General features: G+C 64.7%; 18 protein-coding genes. 7 read left to right on the top strand and 11 right to left on the bottom strand.

Annotated elements, in window-relative coordinates; translation table 11 throughout:
- Window positions 1–1,509 carry a CoA-acylating methylmalonate-semialdehyde dehydrogenase gene (locus C6W88_RS16655; RefSeq protein WP_108133287.1) on the bottom strand — a complete coding sequence of 503 codons (1,509 nt, stop codon included), beginning with the start codon at window positions 1,507–1,509 and terminating at the stop codon, window positions 1–3.
- A gap of 178 nt (window positions 1,510–1,687) precedes the next feature.
- On the opposite strand from C6W88_RS16655, the gene C6W88_RS16650 reads away from it, so the two are divergent.
- The 3 genes from C6W88_RS16650 to ampC all read left to right on the top strand — a co-directional run bounded on the left by C6W88_RS16650 (window position 1,688) and on the right by ampC (window position 5,151).
- Window positions 1,688–2,602: a LysR family transcriptional regulator gene (locus tag C6W88_RS16650; protein ID WP_108133286.1), complete on the top strand. Its 915-nt coding sequence runs from the start codon at window positions 1,688–1,690 to the stop codon at window positions 2,600–2,602.
- Window positions 2,603–2,988: 386 nt separating this feature from the next.
- Window positions 2,989–3,687 (top strand): glutathione binding-like protein, encoded by a 699-nt coding sequence (locus tag C6W88_RS16645; protein ID WP_045991839.1) that lies wholly within the window; start codon window positions 2,989–2,991, stop codon window positions 3,685–3,687.
- Between the two features lie 258 nt (window positions 3,688–3,945).
- Window positions 3,946–5,151, top strand: coding sequence for a class C beta-lactamase (gene ampC, locus C6W88_RS16640; protein WP_108133285.1), 1,206 nt, complete (start codon window positions 3,946–3,948; stop codon window positions 5,149–5,151).
- A 138-nt stretch (window positions 5,152–5,289) separates the two neighbouring features.
- Here the strand turns inward: ampC and C6W88_RS16635 are convergent, their stop codons facing one another.
- The 3 genes from C6W88_RS16635 to C6W88_RS16625 all read right to left on the bottom strand — a co-directional run bounded on the left by C6W88_RS16635 (window position 5,290) and on the right by C6W88_RS16625 (window position 6,229).
- Complete coding sequence (locus C6W88_RS16635; protein WP_108133284.1) at window positions 5,290–5,652, bottom strand: helix-turn-helix domain-containing protein; 363 nt, start codon at window positions 5,650–5,652, stop codon at window positions 5,290–5,292.
- Window positions 5,653–5,760, bottom strand: coding sequence for a type II toxin-antitoxin system HigB family toxin (locus C6W88_RS22125; protein WP_407920555.1), 108 nt, complete (start codon window positions 5,758–5,760; stop codon window positions 5,653–5,655).
- Between the two features lie 226 nt (window positions 5,761–5,986).
- Entirely contained in the window at window positions 5,987–6,229 is a 243-nt protein-coding gene (locus tag C6W88_RS16625) for a regulatory protein RecX (protein ID WP_197037135.1), read from the bottom strand.
- Window positions 6,230–6,549: 320 nt separating this feature from the next.
- Here C6W88_RS16625 and dusA point away from each other — a divergent pair, with 320 nt between their 5' ends.
- Entirely contained in the window at window positions 6,550–7,557 is a 1,008-nt protein-coding gene (gene dusA / locus C6W88_RS16620; protein ID WP_375038266.1) for a tRNA dihydrouridine(20/20a) synthase DusA, read from the top strand.
- 271 nt (window positions 7,558–7,828) lie between these two features.
- Here the strand turns inward: dusA and C6W88_RS16615 are convergent, their stop codons facing one another.
- Window positions 7,829–8,863 (bottom strand): succinylglutamate desuccinylase/aspartoacylase family protein, encoded by a 1,035-nt coding sequence (locus C6W88_RS16615; protein WP_045992886.1) that lies wholly within the window; start codon window positions 8,861–8,863, stop codon window positions 7,829–7,831.
- 182 nt (window positions 8,864–9,045) lie between these two features.
- On the opposite strand from C6W88_RS16615, the gene C6W88_RS16610 reads away from it, so the two are divergent.
- Window positions 9,046–9,660 carry a TetR family transcriptional regulator gene (locus tag C6W88_RS16610; RefSeq protein ID WP_108133281.1) on the top strand — a complete coding sequence of 205 codons (615 nt, stop codon included), beginning with the start codon at window positions 9,046–9,048 and terminating at the stop codon, window positions 9,658–9,660.
- Window positions 9,661–9,711: 51 nt separating this feature from the next.
- Here the strand turns inward: C6W88_RS16610 and C6W88_RS16605 are convergent, their stop codons facing one another.
- From C6W88_RS16605 to C6W88_RS16590, 4 genes are all read right to left on the bottom strand, one after another.
- Entirely contained in the window at window positions 9,712–10,452 is a 741-nt protein-coding gene (locus C6W88_RS16605; RefSeq protein ID WP_052704358.1) for a hypothetical protein, read from the bottom strand.
- 304 nt (window positions 10,453–10,756) lie between these two features.
- Complete coding sequence (locus tag C6W88_RS16600) at window positions 10,757–13,951, bottom strand: efflux RND transporter permease subunit (RefSeq protein WP_108133280.1); 3,195 nt, start codon at window positions 13,949–13,951, stop codon at window positions 10,757–10,759.
- The gene (locus C6W88_RS16595; RefSeq protein ID WP_108133279.1) at window positions 13,948–15,342 is read right to left on the bottom strand and encodes an efflux RND transporter periplasmic adaptor subunit; all 1,395 of its coding nucleotides are present in this window, start codon (window positions 15,340–15,342) and stop codon (window positions 13,948–13,950) included. The genes C6W88_RS16600 and C6W88_RS16595 overlap by 4 nt, the downstream gene beginning before the upstream one ends.
- Window positions 15,343–15,434: 92 nt before the next feature.
- A complete protein-coding gene (locus C6W88_RS16590) occupies window positions 15,435–16,898 on the bottom strand; it encodes a TolC family outer membrane protein (RefSeq protein WP_108133278.1) in 1,464 nt (487 codons plus the stop codon).
- Between the two features lie 348 nt (window positions 16,899–17,246).
- Between C6W88_RS16590 and C6W88_RS16585 the strand changes: the two genes are divergently transcribed.
- Complete coding sequence (locus tag C6W88_RS16585; RefSeq protein ID WP_108133277.1) at window positions 17,247–18,161, top strand: alpha/beta fold hydrolase; 915 nt, start codon at window positions 17,247–17,249, stop codon at window positions 18,159–18,161.
- A 12-nt stretch (window positions 18,162–18,173) separates the two neighbouring features.
- On the opposite strand, the gene C6W88_RS16580 is transcribed toward C6W88_RS16585, so the two are convergent.
- Window positions 18,174–19,019 carry a fructosamine kinase family protein gene (locus tag C6W88_RS16580; protein WP_108133276.1) on the bottom strand — a complete coding sequence of 282 codons (846 nt, stop codon included), beginning with the start codon at window positions 19,017–19,019 and terminating at the stop codon, window positions 18,174–18,176.
- A gap of 108 nt (window positions 19,020–19,127) precedes the next feature.
- Between C6W88_RS16580 and C6W88_RS16575 the strand changes: the two genes are divergently transcribed.
- The gene (locus C6W88_RS16575; RefSeq protein WP_108133275.1) at window positions 19,128–19,439 is read left to right on the top strand and encodes a YqfO family protein; all 312 of its coding nucleotides are present in this window, start codon (window positions 19,128–19,130) and stop codon (window positions 19,437–19,439) included.
- Between the two features lie 102 nt (window positions 19,440–19,541).
- Here the strand turns inward: C6W88_RS16575 and C6W88_RS16570 are convergent, their stop codons facing one another.
- The gene (locus C6W88_RS16570; RefSeq protein WP_108133274.1) at window positions 19,542–20,099 is read right to left on the bottom strand and encodes an NUDIX hydrolase; all 558 of its coding nucleotides are present in this window, start codon (window positions 20,097–20,099) and stop codon (window positions 19,542–19,544) included.
- Between the last annotated feature and the right edge of the window lie 56 nt (window positions 20,100–20,155).

Below are 20,155 nucleotides of genomic sequence, written 5' to 3'. Positions count from 1 at the left end.
TTATTTGGCGGTCGGCATCACGAACTCCGCGCCCGCCTCGATGGAGTCGGACCAGCGCTGCATGATCGACTTCTGCTTGGTGTAGAAGCGCACGCCCTCTTCGCCGTAGGCGTGCATGTCGCCGAACAGCGAGCGCTTCCAGCCACCGAACCCATGCCACGCCATGGGCACCGGAATCGGCACGTTGATGCCGACCATGCCCACCTGGATGCGACGGCCGAACTCGCGGGCGACCTTGCCGCTCTCGGTGAAGCAGCTGACGCCGTTGCCGAACTCGTGGTCATTGATCAGCTCGATGGCGGTGGCCACGTCCGGCACGCGCACGCAGGCCAGCACCGGGCCGAAGATCTCCTCGCGGTAAATCGTCATCTCAGGGGTGACGTGATCGAACAGGGTGCCGCCCATCCAGAAGCCCTCGCTGCAGCCTTCGCCGGTATTGCTGCTGTCGAAGCCACGGCCATCGACCACCAGCTCGGCACCCTCCTCGACGCCCTTGTCGATGTAGCCGGTAATACGCTGATGGGCCTGGGCGGTGACGATCGGCCCCATCTCGGCGTCCAGCTGCATGCCGTCCTTGACCTTGAGACCCCGGGCGCGTTCGGCCACGCGTGCCACCACGTCATCGGCCACGTCGCCGACCAGCACCGCCACACTAATGGCCATGCAACGCTCGCCGGCGGAGCCGTAGGCGGCACCGATCAGCGCGTCCACCGCCTTGTCGAGGTCGGCGTCGGGCATCACCACCATGTGGTTCTTGGCGCCACCGAGGGCTTGCACACGCTTGCCCAGGGCCGCACCACGCTGATAGATCAGGTTGGCGATGGGAGTGGAGCCGACGAAGGACAGCGCCTTGACGTCGGGGTGGTCGATCAGCGCGTCCACTGTTTCCTTGCCACCCTGGACCACGTTGAACACGCCGTCGGGCAGCCCGGCCTGCTTGAGCAGGTCCGCCATCATCAGCGAGGCGCTGGGATCGGTGGGGCTGGGCTTGAGGATGAAGCTGTTGCCGGCGGCGATGGCGACCGGGAACATCCACATCGGCACCATGGCCGGGAAGTTGAACGGGGTGATGCCGGCGACCACACCAAGCGGCTGGCGCAGTGTCCAGTTGTCGATGCCGGTGCTGACCTGGTCGGTGAAGTCGCCCTTGAGCAGCTGCGGGATTCCGCAGGCGAACTCGACGATGTCGATACCCCGTGCCACCTCGCCCTGGGCGTCGGTGAAGACCTTGCCGTGCTCACGGGTAATCGCCTCGGCCAGGGCGTCCTTGTTGGCATTGAGCAATTCGAGGAAGCGGAACATCACCCGGGCGCGGCGGATAGGCGGGGTGTCGGCCCAGCTCGGGAAGGCCGCCTTGGCCACCTCCACCGCCTTGTCGATCTCGCTGGCGGAGGCCAGCGCCACTCGGCCACTGACCTGGCCGGTCGCCGGGTTGTAGACGTCCTGATGGCCCAGGGAGGCGCTTTCGTCGATCTGGCCGCCGATGAAGTGAGGAATCGTCGAGGTCATGGAGTGCTCCTTTATAAGCGTTGTTTAAGTTATTCGAGCGTGGCCGTATGAGGAAAGGTGCCCAGCCTGCTCGTCTTGTCGCTGTACAGCCTATCTCTGGTGGCGATCTGAGCAATTGAGTTATTTGAAACCCAGATATAAAGTTCTCAAATAACACGCTCTGTTGAAGGAAGGCGCCATGCAGGACTACCCCACGCTGCGAGCATTCGTCACGGTGGCGCACCTCGGCAGCGTCTCCCGCGCCGCCGAGGCGCTGCATCTCACCCAGCCGGCGGTTAGCCTAAAGTTGAAGCAGCTGCAGGCAACGCTGGGACTGACGCTGTTCCACCGCCGCCCCCAAGGACTGGAGCTGACGGCCCACGGTCAGGCACTGCTGCCCACCGCCGAAAAGGCCCTGGAGAGCGCTCGGGTGTTCGATCAGATGGCCCGCTCGTTGCACTCGACGGTGCGTGGGCTGTTGAGGATCGGCACCATCATCGACCCCGAGTTCATCCGTCTGGGCAGTTTTCTCAAGGTGCTGGTCGAGCGCGCCCCCGAACTCGAGACCGAGCTGCACCACGGCATGAGCGGTTACGCCCTGTCGCGAGTGGAGCGCGGCGAGCTGGATGCAGGTTTCTATCTGGCGCCCCCCGGAACAGGCAGCACCCACGCCGACGGTACCGGCGAACTTGCGTTTGTCGAGCTGACCCACTTTCGCTACTACGTGGTGGCGCCCTCAGGCTGGGAATCACGGGTCGAGGACACCCGCTGGTCGACGCTGGCCACCCTGCCCTGGATCGTCACACCCCCCGACTCGGTCCACCATCGACTGCTCAAGCGCGCCATGCAGGACAGCGGAGAGACGCCCCGGCGGGTCGCCCAGGTCGACCAGGAGGCCTGCATGCTCGATCTGGTACGCGCCGGGGTGGGGTTGAGCCTGGCCCGGGACTCGCTGGCCTTGACCGAGCGCCAGCGCAGCGGCCTGACCATCGTCGAGGGGGTGACGCTGGACTGCGCCCTGTGCTTTGTATGGAAGAAGGAACGCACCCGCGAGCCGCCGCTGCAGGCCGCGCTTGCCACCCTGGAGAGCGTCTGGCCCAACCGCCCTGGGTGAGGCTTGTAGGAAAAGTGCCTGCGCTCGGTGGCTTTTCGTACAAGACCCAGGGCCTGAGTCAGCCCGGGGGTAGACCCCGCTGATAGGCGCCCGAACCTGCTAATGGGCGCCCCAACCCGCTGGTACGCGCCCCAACCCGCCGATACGCGCCCGAACCCGCTTTGGCAGCAGCGCCAAATGCACCAGAGTTGCGCCTTTCTGCGCCTGGCGACGCTCGAATCCGTCGTCGGGTGCTACCCTCCAGACGTTGGCTGACGGCTTTCCCCGGTTCAGGTCAAGGGCGACGCCTGTCTCGATCGCTCCTTGCTCGCACCGTCAGTTCGTACTTCCAGCCACCAGATGTCAGCGTCACGCTCCCTTCGTTCTTCACCACAAGGAATGTCCCCATGACCGACCTTTCCCGCTTCCCCATCACTGCCAAGTGGCCGGCGACACACCCCGAGCGCCTGCAGCTCTATTCGCTGCCGACCCCCAACGGGGTCAAGGTCTCGATCATGCTGGAGGAAGTCGGGCTGGACTACGAAGCGCACCGGGTCAACTTCGATACCAGGGACCAGCACTCTTCCGAGTTTCTCTCGCTCAGCCCCAACAACAAGATTCCCGCGATCCTCGATCCCGACGGCCCTGAAGGCCAGCCGATCGGACTGTTCGAGTCAGGCACGATTCTGCTGTACCTGGCCGACAAGACCGGCCAGTTGGTGCCCCAGACGCCCCAGGCGTACTATCAGGCCCTGCAATGGCTGATGTTCCAGGTCGGCGGCGTGGGCCCGATGTTTGGCCAGATCGGCTACTTCCACTTCTTCGCCGGCAAGGAACTCGAGGACAAGCGCCCTCTTCAGCGCTACGTGGACGAGGCCAAACGCCTGCTTGGGGTGCTGGACAAGCGCCTGGAACAGCGCGAGTGGATCATGGGCGAGGATTACTCGGTGGTGGATATCGCCATCCTTCCCTGGGTACGTAACCTGGTCTACCGCTACGACGCCGGGGATCTGGTCGAGTTTGCCAACTTCCCCCACGTCGACCGCACCCTCCAGGCGTTTCTCGAGCGCCCCGCCGTGCAACGAGGCCTCAAGGTCCTGGCCTGAGGCGATATAGCAGGCACTACCAGGGTGAAGGTGGCGATCGGTAAACGTGGCGATCGGTAGAGGTAGAGCGAGACGAAATGAGGTGAGAGCCGCACGATCGAACCTCAGCCCACGGGTGACTCGCCGCCGGGTTCAGGCGATGATTGTGCCGGCACAGCAGACTCCGTGAGCCTTCAAGGCGCGCCGTCCTGTGCCTGTCCGCCTGCCCCTTGGCCCCACTGCCTCGGGCAACACCCCCACACGACGGAATCACCGCTCATGCCCGTTCGCCCCGTTCATCTTCTGCCCCTCGTCCTCGCCGTGGGGACCACCTCCGCCCAGGCAGCCTCCGCGCCAAAAGACGCCGACCGGAGTACCGTCGAGCAGCAGAGTAGCCGATCCTGCGAAAACCCGACCATGGACCAGCAGATCGAGGCACTGATGGATCACCACGGCATCCCGGGCGTGTCGGTGGCACTGATCGACCACGGCAACATCTGCCTGAGCCACTACGGCGTCGCCAGCCGGGAGTCCTCGACCGGCGCCGCAGTGAACGACGACACCCTGTTCGAAATCGGCTCGGTCAGCAAGACCTTCACTGCGGCGCTGGGCGCCTGGGTGCAGCAAGGCGGAGCCTTCTCCCTGAGCGACAGCGCGGCCAGCATCGAGCCCGACTTCGAGGGTCGTCCGGTAGGCGAGGTCAGCATGGTAGAGCTTGCCACCTACACCGCCGGCGGCTTCCCGCTGCAGTTTCCCGCAGGCGTCGACGACGCCACCCTCCACGACTACTTCGTGAACTGGCAGCCGGACTTTGCCGCCGGCACCAAACGCCTGTACTCGAACCCCAGCATCGGCCTGTTCGGCCTGCTCGCGGCCCAGAGCGAAGGCTCAAGCTTCGCTGAGCTGATGCAGGACAGTGTGCTGCCCTCACTTGGCCTCGATGCCACCTGGCTTACGGTGCCCGACGACCAGGCCCGCCACTACGCCCAGGGCTACAACAGCGACGATCAGCCTGTGCGCGTCAATCCGGGCCCGCTGGACACCCAGGCCTACGGCATCAAGACCACGGCACGGGACCTGGCACGCTTCGTTCAGGCCAATATCGACGCCTATCAAGGCAGCCAGGACGACCAGCGCATGGCACAAGCCCTGCTGGCCACCCACCAGGGCTACGCCGCCGTCGGCGAGATGCAGCAGGGACTCGCCTGGGAAAGCTACGCCCTGCCGACGACCCTCGATACGCTGCAAAACGGCACCACCGCAGAGATGGCGCTGGAGCCCCAGCCTGTCACCATGCTCGAGCCGTCAGGCGAGCCACAGCCCCAGCGCTGGTACCACAAGACCGGCTCCACCGGCGGCTTCGGCGCCTACGCCGCCTTTATGCCGGCGCATGAACTGGGCATCGTCATCCTCGCCAACAAGCGCTACCCCAACGGCGAGCGCGTCGAAGCCGCCTGGCGGATACTGGAGGCGCTGGAGCACTGACGATCACGTTTGGATCACTGGATCTCAGTGATACTCCTGGGCCGAATCAGACGCAGGGCCTCATCCTGGCCCCACACGCGACGCCGCCGCCCTATGGGCGGCGGCGTGATCGATGACATGGTGGGCGGAAGCTCAAGGTTAAGCAGATGTCTCGTTCATCAAACTCTCGTAGGGGATCCGTAGCCCATGATGCAGCCGGCGGATCATGGCCAGGCTGAGCCCACGCTTGCGATTCAGCACCTCCGAGACCCGTCCGCTACCGCCGATATAGGCTTCCAGGTCTCTTGGCGTCAGCCCTTGCTGTTCCATGCGAAACTTGATCGCTTCGATGGGATCCGATGGACCGATCGGGTAGTGCTCGTCTTCATAGTGCTCAATCAGAATCGACAGGACCTCAAGTTCGTCGGCCTCGGGACTGCCGTCTTCGGCATTCCATAGCGCCTCCATCCGAGCGAAGGCCCGCTCCAGATCGGCATCGTTGTGAATCGGCTGGATATTCATTCACACGGTCTCCGCGTCGATTTGATCGTACTGGGCGTGAGTGCCGACAAAGCGAACCCAAGCGATCTGCTGGGCATATCGGATCGCGACCGATGACCCATACTCCACACGATGAAAACGCACCCTTAGGGCTGGCACACCACGCGCTCTCTCCCGCCCGATCTCTTGATGCCGATGGCTGACCGAGATCCCCTGGCCCGCATCAAGAGGATACCGCTCGAAAGCGTCAAATCAGTCGAGCGCATCGATCTGACCTTCCCTGACATATCGCCTGTGCCTTGCAAGAGGCTATTGAGCCCCCTTATCGAAAGGCGCACAGTCGGATGTGCTGGACTCAATTCTCCTCATGGGCATCAGCCACCGCACGCTCGATAAGTTCCGGAGCCACACCGCGAGCCTTCAACGCCTCCACCAAACGCCGCACACCATCATCGAGATAGCGAGCCTCGTCGCGACGCAGTCCCTCGCTGACGTAGGCTTTCAGCAGCGTCTGGTAGCCTTGAAACCCCTTCAGTGGCGCTATCGCCTTCAGCGACTCCACCACATCAACCGGCACCCGCAGCGTCACTGTCGTCATGGGACGGTCCTTCGCCAATCGCCTTTTCAAGGTCTCATTGAGCATAAATCGCCTCCTCTCGCCTGGTGGCCCGTCGCGCCGAGGTAAGGCGCAATCCCTCGTCGGTACCACGATACTCGCGTCGCCGGAAGGCCAGCGCCAGCAGTCCTCTATCTGCAAAGTTTTCCTCACTGCTCCAATTTGGCGGTAGAACGCAAGGCCAAGGCCAGACTGCGAAGCACCTCTGCTCCCGCTCGTACCCCCCCTCCGTCACCACACCAACAATGAAAACGCCCCCTTGGGGCTGGTACACTACGCGCCCTCTCCTGCCCGACTTCTTGATGCCGATGACTGACCGAGATCCCCTGGCCCAGGCCCGCCGCTTTTCCGTGGCGCCGATGATGGACTGGACGACACGCGACTACCGCGTATTCGCGCGCACCCTGACGCGCCGGACGCTCTTGTACACCGAGATGGTGACCACTGGTGCGATCCTTCACGGGCGTCCGCGCGAGCGCTTCCTCGGCTACGACGAGGTGGAGCATCCGCTGGCGCTGCAGTTAGGTGGCAGCGATCCTGGGGAACTCGCCGAGTGCGCGGCGATCGCCGAGGAGTGGGGCTATGACGAGGTCAATCTCAACGTGGGTTGCCCCAGCGACAGGGTCCAGAACAACCTGATCGGGGCCTGCCTGATGGGTCATCCGGACAAGGTGGCGCTGGCGGTGGCGACGATGCGCGAGGCGGTGTCGATTCCGGTGACAGTGAAGTGCCGTATCGGGATCGACGATCAGGACGAGGACGCCGATCTCGAGCGCTTTATCACCCAGGTGGCCGACGCCGGCTGCGAGGTGTTTATCGTGCACGCGCGCAAGGCCTGGCTGCAGGGGCTGTCCCCCAAGGAAAACCGCGACGTGCCGCCGCTGAATTATCCGCGGGTGCATCGCTTGAAGGCCAGTCGCCCCGATCTGCATATCGGCATCAACGGCGGCATCAAGAGCCTCGAGGAGTGCCAGACGCAGCTTAATCACGTCGACAGCGTGATGGTGGGTCGCGAGGCCTACCAGAATCCCTGGCTGCTGGCCCAGGTAGACCAGGCGATCTACGGCGAGCCGGGGCCTGCTGACAGTCGCCACGCCGCCGCCATGGCGCTACGCCCTTACATCCAGCGCCGCCTGGAAGAAGGCGCCAAGCTCAACCATATCACCCGCCATCTGCTTGGCCTGTTCCAGGGCTGCCCCGGCGGGCGCCGCTTCCGGCGACATCTGTCGGAGAACGCTCATCGCGACGGCGCGGGCCTGGCGGTGTTCGACGATGCCCTGGGCCTGGTGCCGGAGCCCGTCAGCGCCTGACAACGGCTGCACGACACTCCGCTGCACGGGCAAAATTGCCCTGCAAAAAAGAGAGCGGCCGAGCGATCTGCTCGGCCGTTCTTTATTGGGTCCGGGGTTGGGGACTCGATATTCATCAAGCCCTCCGGACATCTGTCTCGCTAGCCCTACCGCTACTGCTGCCGCTACCTCTGCCGCTACCCCTATCGCCACCCTCATGCCTTAAGGTAAGCGAGTGCTCACCTGCATGTGCAACCTTGGCTCTTGGGTGAACCGCTTCACGCCTTGAGGCCTAGTAGAGTGAATCGGGCGGCGGCTCCAGGCTCGAATGGAAGGTCTCGATGGCGCTTTCGGCTTCTTCGATGGCGTCGAAGCGGGCGATATGGAACAGCGCCTCGCCTTCGTTGGCCAGGGGCAGCCGGCTCATGCCGATGACGATGCCGTCGGCCATGGACAGGATCTCGCCTTCGGTCTCACCGAAGGGATCGGCGACCTTGCCCAGCACCTGCCCCTTGGCGACCCGGGCACCCAGGCGCACCTTGGGCCTCAAGATGCCGTCGATGGGCGCACGCGCCCAGCTCGACCCATTGGCGACCTCCGCTGCCGGCGGCTTGCGCCGGCGTTGCTCGCCGGTGAGCATGTCGAGCCGGCGCATCACCCGCAGCACCCCTCGGACACCAGCGGTGATCGCCCACTCGTCGAAGCGCAGCGCCTCGCCGGCTTCGTAAGTGAGCACTGGCGTACCGCGAGTCTGGGCGTAGTGGCGAAGGCTGCCTTCGCGCAGCTCGGCGTTGAGAATCACCGGGGCGCCGAAGGCGTCGGCCATGCGCCGGGTCTCCTCGCCGGCGTCACCCAGCTGGGCGCGGATCTGCGGCAGGTTGGTGCGGTGGATGGCGCCGGTATGAAGGTCGATGATGTGGGTCGCGTGATCGACGATCTGCTCGCGAAACAGCGCCGCGATACGCCCCCCGAGCGAGCCTGATTCACTGCCGGGAAAGCAGCGATTGAGATCGCGCCGATCCGGCAGATAGCGAGAGTGCTGAACGAAGCCGAAGATATTGACGATCGGCACCGCGATCAGGGTGCCGCGCAGACGGTTGATCTGGCGCGAACGCAACAGACGCCTGACGATCTCGACGCCGTTTATCTCGTCGCCATGGATGGCGCTGCACACCAGCAAGGTGGGACCGGGCTGGCGTCCGTGAACGACCTCCACCGGGATGTCCAGCGGTGCATGGGTGTAAAGTTTGGCCACCGGCACGTCGATCTGGGCACGCGTGCCCGGCTTGACGGTAATGCCGGCCAGTTCGAAGGGGGCTCTTGCCATGGAAGTTCCTTAGTCGCCATGCCGCGCCGTCGAAAACACGACAGCACCTGTCGTCCTTATACCTTTGTGACGTCGCCAAAACGAGCCCAATTTACCTCAGTGCGCGTATCGATGCCGCTGATCTCGCGGGGCCAGTCCGGTAGAATACGCGGACTGACCCACCGCCGGAGCGCCCCGCCCCCATGCCCCGCCGTACCAAGCAAGAAGCCGCCGCCACCCGAGCCGCATTGCTCGACGCAGCAGAGGAAGTGTTCCTCGAGCGCGGCGTCTCGCGCGCCTCGCTCGAGGTCATCTCGCGACGGGCCGGCGTCACCCGGGGCGCCCTTTACTGGCATTTTCGCAACAAGGGCGATCTGTTCAGGGCCATGCTGGAGCGTGTCCATCTGCCGTTCGAGGACCTGCTCAATGAGCTCGACGACTCCTCGGTCGATCATCACCCTCTTGAGGCCATTCGCTTGAGCTGTCATGCCGGGCTGCGCCAGGCCGATACTCCGCGCCACCGCCGGGTTCACGGCATCCTGCTGCACCACTGCGAGCGTACCGACGATTTCGACCCGCTGGAGGCCAAGGCCGAGATCGCCCGAGAAACCTGCCAGGCCTTGCTGCGCCAGTTCAAGCAGGCTGATCTCAAGCAGCAGCTACGCCCCGGGCTTAGCCCGGAGCGTGCCACCGACCTGTTTCACTATGCCCTGAGCGGGCTGTTCTGGGAGTGGCTACGGGCGCCCCAGGCTTTCACTCTCAGTGAACGAGGCCCTGCCCTGGTCGATGACCTGATCCGCCTGATCGGTCGCGACTGACCCGTCGTCGCGAACTGCTACTCGATCGACTCGAGAAGGGCTCGACACGCTTCAATGCTGATGGCCGTGGGAGTGACGATGGCCGTGGTAGTGATGCCCGTGCGTCGGTGCCTCATGGGGTGGTACCGGTTCATGGCGCTCGATCAGCTTGAGCCTTACAAGCCGGGTACGCGCATCGAGGAACTCCTGCTCGGCCACCGAGCGGAAGCTGTCGTGCTCTTCCAGGTACTTGACCAGCACCCGTACTTCCCCTTCCCGAGGCATCGCCCCCGGCTTGCCCCTCAGGCAGATCTCCCGGGTTCCGTCCGAGCAGAGCACCGCACGGCAGCACCCCTGGCCATCGATGAAGCCGACCACCTGGACACGCTCGCCCAGCAGGCAACGGCGGTTGAACGAGGGCCGATCGCGATAGCGCTTCAACAGTACCCGACAGAAGCGGGATGCCAGCGGGGACGACAGCGCAAAGGCTCCCCACAGCACCACGATGCCCAGCGGCACGATCACGATCGCCAGGTTGACCCACTGCAGAATCAGCAGTTCCGCCACCAGCGTGAAGACCGCGGCAAACAGGATCAACGCGGTCAGGGCCACCGTCACTGGCACCCCGGCAAACCCCAGCGATACCATCGTGCTGGCCATATGATCGTCACGCAGGCTGTCACGTTCGAACAACTGCAGCGGCACCAGCTTCAATGCCACCAGGATCCAGTAGAGCGCGACGAGTGGAAGCAGCACCGTGAACAGAATCAGCGGAAAACTCAGGGCAATGTCCCTGATCAGCGTTATGTCCATACCACCTCCCGTGGCGTTGCCACTTGCGTACTTGCTACCCGCAGCATAGCGCCATAGGCCACAAACCTCGACCCGCACATCCCAATTTTTCCTTTGGCGACAGCATGTTGCAATGCACAACATGCTGCGCTGCACACTTCCCCCAGGCCCGCCACAAGCGTGTAATACGCAATAAAAAACTCCCTGTCACCAGCGACTCACCGCCTCTGCAGCATAAAAAAAAGCGCCGCCTGGAAAGGCGGCGCTTTGACCTGCATCAACCATTCTACCGATGAGGGGCGGTCATGTTGACCCGCCCACTGGTTCAATGATCGGTGGCAGTGCCCTTGGCTTCTGAGGCGTTCTCGTCCTCATCGTCGTCGGAACCACGCTCTCCGAACAAGCGCAGGGAGAGCGACGCGATCATGGCGTAGAACGACGGCACGAAACAGCTACCCAGTATCGCCACCGAGGCCATGCCCATGGCCACCGTGGTACCGATGTGGTGGCTGCTGGTGTCACTGGCGCCGGTGGCCATGGCCAGCGGCAGGGTGCCGAAGATGAATGCCATGGAGGTCATCACGATGGGCCGGAAACGCAGCTCCGCCGCGGTGATCGCCGCCTCGCGGATGGTCTTGCCCATCTCCTTGCGCTGCAACTCGGCGAACTCGACGATCAGGATGGCGTTCTTTGCCGCCAGGCCGATGACCACCAATACCCCGATCTGGACATAGACGCTGGTATCCAGACCACGCATGGCGATACCGGCGATGCCCCCGAGGAAGGCGAACGGCGTGGCGGTCAGTACCGCCAGCGGCAATGACCAGCTCTCGTACTGCGCCGCCAGGATCAGGAACACCATGACCATGCCGAAGATGATGGCGATGGTGCCGGCGTTACCCGCTTCGCTCTCCTGGTAGGCGGTACCGGTCCAGCCCATGCCCCAGTCGCTGCCAAGCGTATCCTGGACGATCCGCTCCATGGCCTGGAGCGCCTGAGTCGAGGAGTAGCCTTCCGCCGGGCCACCCTGGAACTGGGCCGCCGAGTAGACACCGAAACGGGTGACTACCGCAGGGGCGGCCTTGCGCTCGAGGGTCACGAACTCCGACAGCGGAATCCGCTCACCGTTGCCGCCGCGCACATAGACGTTGTTGATATCGTCCGGGGTGTCGCGGTACTCCGCCTCGTTCTGCAGGTAGACCTGGAAGTTGCGGTTCTGGTAGCTGAAGAAGTTGACGAAGCCATTGCCGAAGGTGTTCGACAGAGTGGCATTGAGGTCGGTCAGCGACACGCCGTAGCTCAGCGCCTTCTGCTGGTCGATCTCGGCCCGGAAGGACGGCACGTTGACGCTGAAGGTCGAGAACACCTGGTTGAGCGCCGGATCCTGATTGGCCGCCTGCATCACCTTGAGCGAGGCCTGGTAGATCTCCTCGGGGGTGGCACCGGAGAACGACTGCAGGTAGCCGGTGAAGCCGCCGGTGGTGGACAGGCCGATGATCGGCGGCATGTTGAAGGCCATGACGTTGCCGCCGTCGACCTCGGCACCGATCTGGAAGATCCGGCCGATCAGGTCATCCACCGTGGTCTCGCGCTCGTCCCAGTTGTCCATGTTGATGAAGATGATGCCGCGCGCGGTGTTGACCGAGCTGGTCAGCATGTCGTAACCGGCGATGGCCGAGGAATAGCGCACACCGGGCACTTCCTCGATGCGCTTGCTGACCTCGGCCATATAGGCCTTGGTGCGGCTGAGCGATGCCGAGTCCGGCAGGCTGACGGCTGCCAGGGCGATGCCCTGGTCGGTTTCCGGCACCAGCGTCGAGGGCGTGTTCTCGTAGAGCCAGAAGGAACCGGCCCCGACCAGCCCCACCAGCAGCAGGGTCAGCACCCAGGCCTTGACCAGCGCCTTGACCGCCACCATGAACACCCTGGTGACGCCGTCGAAGAAGCGGTCGAACAGGCGCAGCGGGGTGCGCACCGCCCGCATGAAGGAGGATTCCTTCTTGTGCAGGTCGTGCTTGATGAAGATCGCCGACAGCGCCGGGGTGAAGGTCAATGCCATCAGCGCCGAGAACGCCACCGAGATGGCGATTGTCAGGGCGAACTGCTGATAGATCTGCCCGGTAAAGCCGCCGAGGAAGGCCACCGGCACGAACACCGCCGCCATGATCAGCGAGGTGGCGATGACCGGCCCACCGACCTCCTTCATGGCCTGGATGGTGGCCTGGCGAACCGTGATCTCCTCGTCCTCCGACAGCACCCTTTCGACGTTCTCCACCACCAGGATGGCGTCATCCACCACGATGCCGATGGACAGCACCAGAGCGAACAGCGTCAAAAGGTTGATCGAGAAGCCGAACACGTAGAAGCCGGCAAAGGTGGCCAGTACCGATACCGGCACCACCGACATGGCGATCACGGTAAAGCGCCAGTTCTGCAGGAAGATGAACAGGATGACGCCGACGATCAGGAAGGCTTCGATAAAGGTGTGGAAGACGGTTTCCACCGAGGCGTCGATGAACAGGGTGGTGTCGTAGGGCACCACGTACTCGAGGCCCGGCGGGAAGCGCACCTCCAGCTCGTTCATCTTTTCCTTGACCATGTCTGCCGTCTGCAGCGCATTGGCGCCCGGCTGCTGCTGGATCATGATCGGCGTCATGATGGCGCCGTTGAGGCGCGCCTCGACGCCATAGAAGGAGGCGCCCAGCTCGATCCGTGCGACGTCATCCAGGCGCAGCGCAGAGCCGTCCTCGTTGGTGCGCAGCAGGATGTCGCGGAAGTCGTCGGCGCTGGACAGACGTCCGCCGGCGGTGATGGTGTAGGTGAAGGCTCGCGGGCTGTCGATCGGCGTGGACGCCAGGCTACCCGCCGGTACCTCGGTGTTCTGGGCACGAATCGCCGCCGCCACCTCGGTGGGGGTCAGGTCGTACTCGGCCAGCTTGTTGGGGTCCATCCAGATGCGCATGGCGAACTCGCCACCGCCCAGCACCTCGGCCTCACCGACGCCGGGAATCTGGCGCAGCTCGTCGAGAATGTTCAGGGTGGCGTAGTTCTGCATGTAGATGTTGTCGTAGTCGTCCTGGGGCGAGATCAACGACACCAGCATCAGGATCGAGCTGGAACGCAGCTCGACCTGGACGCCCTGCTCCTGCACCGCCTCGGGCAACTGGGACAGCGCGCCCTGGACCCGGTTGTTGACGTTGATGGTGTTGATATCACCGTCGGTCCCGATGTCGAAGGCCACGCTCAGGCTCATGGAGCCGTTGTCGGAGCTGGTCGAGTTCATATAGAGCATGTTCTCGACGCCGTTGATCGCCTCCGCCAGCGGCGCGGCCACCGTCTGCGCCACGGTCTCGGCGTCGGCCCCCGGGAAGGTGGCGCTGACCGACACCGTGGGCGGCACCACGCTGGGATACTGCTCGATCGGCAGTACCCGCATGCTCATCGCCCCGATGATGGTCAGGATGATTGCCAGGACCGAGGCGAAGATCGGCCGCTTGATGAAGAAGTTGGCGAAATTCATTCGTTACCCTCTCCTCGAGCCTCCTCGGCCTCCTGATCGCCCTGCGGCGCGTTCATCGGCGCCTGCTGGGCGGCCTGGGTGGCACTCGCGGCATCCTCGCCCTGACCAGCGCTCTCCGCAGTGCCCTGCCCGCTCTGATCGGCCGCTGGCTCGCCCGGTGACGCCGCTTCCTGCTCAGCTTGCTCGGGCGCGGCCTGGCCGGCGCCCTGCCCCTGCTGCTCGTACTGGGCTTCTTGCATCAGTGCCTCGGCGTCGCCGTCGAACGGCTGGGGATCGATCGGGGTACCCGGCTTCAGGCTGCCCGGATCACCGACCACCACACGCTCGCCGGGTTCGACGCCGTCGAGGATGATCTGCCAGGCGCCCGCCAGCTCGCCGAGCTGCACCGGACGCGCCCTGGCGACGTTGTCTTCATCAAGCACGTAGACCTGCGGGCCCATCAGGCCCTGGGTCAACGCCAGCTCCGGCACCGCCAGCACGCCGAAACGCGCCAGCCCCTCGATCTTCACGCGCACGTACTGACCCGGCAGAACCGCGCCGTCCGGGTTGGCAAAGGTGGCCTCCGCCTGGACGGTGCTGGTCTCGGGATCGACACGGGAGCCAAGGAAGTCCAGGTGGCCGCTGAGCACGGCAGGCTCATCCCCACGCGAAGAGAACGCTTCGAGCGAGGCGGCGATGTCCTCGATGCTCATGTCCTTCAACTGACGACGCAGCTCGAAGGCGTCGTTCTGAGGCATCTGGAAACGGACCTCAAGCGGATCCAACGGAGTGATGGTGGCAAGTTCGGTATTGGGTGACACAAGGTTGCCGACATTGACCTCACTGAGACCGATCACGCCAGACACCGGCGCCGTGACCTCGGCGTAGTCCAGGTCGAGCTGGGCGCTCTTCAGCGCCGCCTCGGCCTGGGCCACGCTGGCCCGCGCGACGCGCGCGTCGGCCAGGGCCTGGTCGACCTGCTGACGGCTCACCGAGTTCTGGGCTGCCAGTTGCTGGAAACGATTGGCGTCACGCTCGGCCCGCGACAGCTCGGCCTGGGCGCTGGCCAGGTCGGCCTCGCGCTGGGCCACGGTGGCCTCGTACAGGTCCGGCTCGATGGTGTAGAGGCTCTCACCCTGCTCGACCTGATCGCCGGGTTCGAACTTGCGCTCCTCGAGCACACCGGTGACACGTGCGACCAGGGTGACTTCCTGCTCGCTCATCAGCTTGGAGGGGTAGGACTTGTCCAGTGGAATGTCCTGGTAGGCCAGCTCGGCCACCTCGATGGCCTTGGCGGGTGGCTGACCACCGGCCTGACCGGCGGACGGGTCTTCTTCCTGACCACAGCCGACCAGCAGCAATGCCGCCGCCAGTGCGGCCCAGAGGCGGCCGCGATAGATGGTGGTTTTCATCCCTTGATTCCTTCGGGGTAATTGGATCGTCAGATGCCGGGCGCTGACCGCCTCGAGGGAGGAGGCGGTCAGCCTGGACGCCAAGGCGTGCGTCAGCCGTCCTGACTCGGCGGTGCGCCGATATCGAGAACCGCGTCGTATTCGTCGGCCTCGCCCTGCTCCGGCAGGGTGAAGTTCACCTGCCCTTCCTCGACCAGGAAGGCGTTGAGCTCGGCGATATCCTGGGCGTCGAGCACCCCCGCCTGACGGTGCAGACTGAGCAGGTTGATCACGTAGTTGAAACGGGCATCGGCGTAGTCAGCGATGGCGTTATACAGGTTCTGCTCGGCGTTGAGCACGTCGACGATGTTGCGGGTACCCACCTCGTAGCCCGCGCGGGTGGCATCCAGGGCACTCTGGTTGGAGACGATGGACTGCTTGCGCGCCGCCACCGTGGAGACGTCATTGCTGACCTGGGTATACAGCGAGCGCACCTGCAGCACCGTCTCGCGACGCTGGGACTCGAAGTCGTACTGGCTGGACTCCAGGTCGTAGGTGGTCTGGCGCACCGAGGCGCTGGTCCGACCGCCGGTGTACAGCGGCATGCTCGCGCTCACGCCCACCTGGCTATTGGAGTTGTAGTCCTCGAAGTTGTCACGCTCGTCGTCGCTGTAGGCGTAGTTGGCAAAGGCCTCCACCACCGGCAGATCGGCGGCCCTGGCCACATCGATCCGCTCACGCGCCACATCGACGCCAGCCTGCTGCGCCAGCAGTTCCGGATTGCGCTCGATGGCAAGCTCGATCCAGGCATCACGACTGGACGGCTCGGGCAGCGCAATGGGCAGATCGTCCTGGAGCATCTCGATGCTGTCGTAGCGCTTGCCGGTCAGGCGCTCCAGCGCCTCGAAGGCCACCTGGAGGTCGCTCTCGGCGACGATCCGGTCGGCCCGTGACTGGTCGAAGGTCGCCCGCGCTTCCTCGACCTCGGTGATCGCGATCAGGCCGACGTCGAACTGCTCCTGGGCCTGCTCGAGCTGACGCCCGATGGCGCGCTCCTGGGCCCTGCGCGCTTCGAGGATCTCGTAGGCGCGCAGAATATCGAAGTAGGCCGACGAGGTGTCGATCAACACCTGCTGCTCGGTAGCCGCCAGGGTGTAGGTCTGCTGCTCCAGCTGGGCCTCGGCCACGTTCACTTCGCGGCTGTTCAGGGCGTCATAGAGCTTCTGGGTCGCCTGCAGGTTGAGGCCGTAGCTGAGGTAGTCGTCATCGCTGCCGGTGCCGCTGAAGCCGGACTGCGACTGGGTCTCGAAGATATGGTTGTAGGCCGCCTCGCCGGAGGCGGTCACCTGAGGATTGAGATCCGCCTGTTCGACGTTGATGCCTTCTTCCGCACTACTGGTGGTGGACCGCTCGGAGGCCAACTCGGAGTTGTTGTCCAGCGCGTCGCGGGTAATGGTCAACAGATCGGCGGCCTGGACCTGGCCCATCATCAGGGCGGCGACAGCGGCACACAGAAGGCGGCGGCGAGAAGGAACCCGCGAGGTCAGAGTGACGGGGACTGGTCGGGAAGGCGTCATTGATAGCATCCTCGGATCTGTTGCTCGGCGTTGTCCACAAGTCCCTTTGACCAGGCCACAGAGACATCACGCCAAGGACGCCGCGCGACGCGAGCACGACCTCCCTGACACACTGTCCTTGCCATTTCCTGGGCGCCTCGACTTCCTGGAAAGCACCGGGTGGCGTTCGAATCTAGGGGTATTCGATATACATACATTGTCGCATGTTTGGCGTCGTATTCTACCGCCCTTCATGCAAGGATGGTGAAAAATTCGCAATTCCGCACTATATTGCTGGCTAAACCACAATGCTGCACTGCAACATAGCCAAGATCACCCTCCCCTGCAGGACCATCACCAGGAGCCACCATGGACACTCTGAGACTGGTCACCTTCCGAGAGCTCGAGATCGCGGTACGCGTGTTTCATCCCGAGGCACCCAGAACCGTCATCGCCTGGCACGGACTGGCACGCCACGGCGGTGACTTCGCTGCCCTGGCCCGGGAACTTGGCCCCGAATGGCGAGTCCTGGCACCCGACACACCGGGGCGAGGACTGTCGAGCTGGTCGCTGTATCCTGCCAATGACTACTTGTACTCCCACTACATGACAGTCGCGTTGGCCGTCATGGACCACTTCGAACTCGACCGGGCAGCCTGGGTGGGTACCTCCATGGGAGGGCTGCTCGGCATGCTGCTGGCCGCCGATCCATCCAGTGCAGGCCGCATCGAGCGACTGGTGCTCAACGATGTCGGTCCGGAACTGGTGCCACAAGGCCTCGCCGAACTGGCCACCTACTTCACCGTCCCCCACCGCTTTTCCCGCTTGAGCCAACTGGAGGCGGAGCTGCGCCGCCACTACGCCGGCTTCGGCATAGATGACGAGGACGCCTGGCGCCAGCTCACCCTGGAGAGCGCGCGCCGCCTGCCGGACGGTAGCTGGACCTACCACTACGACCCGCGCATCGGCGAGCAATTCGTCCACGACACGCCCCGGGACACCTGGGCCGACTGGAAGGCCATCCGCTGCCCCTTGATGGTCGTGCGTGGCGCAGACTCACCTTTGCTGTCCGAGGATATCGTCACCCGCATGGGCGAGGCTCAGTCAGAGCTCGAGACGCTGGCGGTCCCGGGCTGCGGCCACGCCCCGATGCTCGATCGCCCGAGCCAGGTTGCACCGATCAAGGCCTTTCTCGAGAAAAGCCTCGCCGAGCAGCCTCACGAGCCGTCCAGGGCGGTTGCGCGTCCCTGGTGGCGACGCCTGCTGGGGCTCGGCGCCTCCTGAAGCCCGCTCTGTCTAGTCGTTGGAGTCCTGCTCCAGCCGCGTGATCGTTCGCAGCACTGCCGCGTGATAGCCACGGCCGAACAGCAGCAGGTGATTGAGCAACGGATAGAGCTGGAAGGCGGCTTCGCGCCGGGGCCAGTCGGCGGGGGCGCGCTCCCGCCCCTGCGCCTGCCAGTAGGCCTCGAAAAATGCCTCACCCGGCGCGCCGAACAGCGTCAGCATGGCCAGATCCACCTCCGGGTAGTGGCGATAGACCGCCGGGTCGATCAATGCCGGGCCGCGCGAACTGTGGATGACGTTGCCGGACCACAGGTCCCCGTGCACCAGACTCGGCGCCTGGTCAGGCAGCCACGCCTCGAGCTGGTCGGCCACCTGCTTGAGGCGGGCAAGTTCACTGCGCGACAGCAAGCCGCGGCCGAGGCAGGCCTCGCCCAGGGGCATCAATCTTCGCTCACGCTGGAAGGCGCGTCCGTCGTGCAGCGGCGCATTGGGCTGGGGCGTCGCCCCGCAGGCGTTGTCGTGCGCCCAGCCGTGGGCGGCCTCGCAAGGCGCGTGCAGCTCCGCCAGCCCTCGACCCAGCGCCGTCCAGTCGGCGGGCCCCGGCTCCAGTGCTTCCATCACCAGCCAGGAGCCGACCTGGCCCATCACTGCGGGTATCACCAGCGAGCTACCGGCATCGCCGAGTGCGGAAAGGCCCTCGGCCTCTCCTGCCAGGCGTTCAGGATCGTCGCGCTTGGCCACCACCGCGCCCTGCGCGGTCTCGATCCGCCACACCTCGGCCATATCACCGCCCGACAGGGCACGTGGCGGTGCCGTGGCGGCTAGCCCCAGCGTCTCGAGGGCGTCATTCAGTTTCATGCTGGCTCCTGCTGGCTGCTGGCAGATTCGCCGGGCGCAGGTTGCGCGTCGCCACCCTCGGGTGGTACACCCGGCTCGACCATCCCCCAGCTTACGCAAGGAGACCCCATGTACAAGCTTGCCTTCTTCGTGCCCAGAGACGACGCCGAGGCGGTCAAGGAAGCCGTGTTTGCCACGGGTGCCGGACGCATCGGTGACTACGAGGCCTGCTGCTTCCAGACCGCCGGTCAGGGCCAGTTTCGCCCGCTGGACGGCGCCGACCCGCACATCGGCCAGGTAGGCGAGCTTGAGCGGGTAGAGGAATACAAGGTGGAGCTGGTGTGCGAGGACGAGCTGATCGGCGCCGCCATCTCCGCGCTCAAGCTGGCCCATCCCTACGAGGAAGTGGCCTACGACGTCTGGCGGCTGGCAGACCTATAACGCGAACGAAAGCGGACGAGCCGGCCGGTGACCTTTCGAATCTGCGGCCGGCCACCGGGGGCAGCCCTGGCCCCGCCCCCGGGAAGCCTTGGACGTGTGCTGTCAGGCGCTGCCGAAGAAGCGCTTGCGCTGATCCGGTGTGATATCGCTGATGTGTAGCGGGAAGGTCGCGCTTGCGCGGTCCTCGAAGAAGTGACGCAGGGTACGCTCGATGGTGGGAAAGGCCAGTTCGTCCCAGGGCACCTCGTGCTCCTCGAACAGCGCGACCTCAAGACTCTCGGGACCGGCGGCGTAACCTCCATCGAGCTCGGCGAGAAAGATCATGAACACCTGGTTGATATGGGGCAGGTCGATCATGGTGTAGAGCCCCGACAGCGCTACCTCGGCGCAGGCCTCCTCGCGGGTCTCGCGCCGTGCTGCGTCCGGGGTGGTCTCGCCGTTTTCCATGAATCCCGCCGGCAGCGTCCAGTAGCCTTCACGCGGTGCGATGGCGCGACGACACAGCAGCACCCGTGACCCGCAAACCGGCAGCGTGCCGGCCACGATGCGCGGGTTCTGGTAGTGGATGGTACCGCAGTCGTCACACAGGTAACGCGGACGGTCGTCCCCCTCGGGGATGACGAAACGGACGGTCTGCCCGCAATGGCTGCAAAAATTCATGGGCTGCAATCGTTCATGTCGCTCCCGGCTCGGGAATGGAGGACGGGCTTGACGCC

This window comes from Halomonas litopenaei (genome assembly GCF_003045775.1).
Lineage (GTDB): Bacteria > Pseudomonadota > Gammaproteobacteria > Pseudomonadales > Halomonadaceae > Halomonas > Halomonas litopenaei.
The sequence above is the reverse complement of the archived record's forward strand: the minus strand, read 5'-3'. Positions and strand labels throughout refer to the sequence as shown.

Coding starts and splice junctions, on each gene's coding strand:
- C6W88_RS16655 (WP_108133287.1), bottom strand. CDS start 1,509: ATGACCTCGACGATTCCTCACTTCATCGGCGGCCAGATCGACGAAAGC.
- C6W88_RS16650 (WP_108133286.1), top strand. CDS start 1,688: ATGCAGGACTACCCCACGCTGCGAGCATTCGTCACGGTGGCGCACCTC.
- C6W88_RS16645 (WP_045991839.1), top strand. CDS start 2,989: ATGACCGACCTTTCCCGCTTCCCCATCACTGCCAAGTGGCCGGCGACA.
- ampC (WP_108133285.1), top strand. CDS start 3,946: ATGCCCGTTCGCCCCGTTCATCTTCTGCCCCTCGTCCTCGCCGTGGGG.
- C6W88_RS16635 (WP_108133284.1), bottom strand. CDS start 5,652: ATGAATATCCAGCCGATTCACAACGATGCCGATCTGGAGCGGGCCTTC.
- C6W88_RS16625 (WP_197037135.1), bottom strand. CDS start 6,229: ATGACGACAGTGACGCTGCGGGTGCCGGTTGATGTGGTGGAGTCGCTG.
- dusA (WP_375038266.1), top strand. CDS start 6,550: ATGCCGATGACTGACCGAGATCCCCTGGCCCAGGCCCGCCGCTTTTCC.
- C6W88_RS16615 (WP_045992886.1), bottom strand. CDS start 8,863: ATGGCAAGAGCCCCCTTCGAACTGGCCGGCATTACCGTCAAGCCGGGC.
- C6W88_RS16610 (WP_108133281.1), top strand. CDS start 9,046: ATGCCCCGCCGTACCAAGCAAGAAGCCGCCGCCACCCGAGCCGCATTG.
- C6W88_RS16605 (WP_052704358.1), bottom strand. CDS start 10,452: ATGGACATAACGCTGATCAGGGACATTGCCCTGAGTTTTCCGCTGATT.
- C6W88_RS16600 (WP_108133280.1), bottom strand. CDS start 13,951: ATGAATTTCGCCAACTTCTTCATCAAGCGGCCGATCTTCGCCTCGGTC.
- C6W88_RS16595 (WP_108133279.1), bottom strand. CDS start 15,342: ATGAAAACCACCATCTATCGCGGCCGCCTCTGGGCCGCACTGGCGGCG.
- C6W88_RS16590 (WP_108133278.1), bottom strand. CDS start 16,898: ATGACGCCTTCCCGACCAGTCCCCGTCACTCTGACCTCGCGGGTTCCT.
- C6W88_RS16585 (WP_108133277.1), top strand. CDS start 17,247: ATGGACACTCTGAGACTGGTCACCTTCCGAGAGCTCGAGATCGCGGTA.
- C6W88_RS16580 (WP_108133276.1), bottom strand. CDS start 19,019: ATGAAACTGAATGACGCCCTCGAGACGCTGGGGCTAGCCGCCACGGCA.
- C6W88_RS16575 (WP_108133275.1), top strand. CDS start 19,128: ATGTACAAGCTTGCCTTCTTCGTGCCCAGAGACGACGCCGAGGCGGTC.
- C6W88_RS16570 (WP_108133274.1), bottom strand. CDS start 20,099: ATGAATTTTTGCAGCCATTGCGGGCAGACCGTCCGTTTCGTCATCCCC.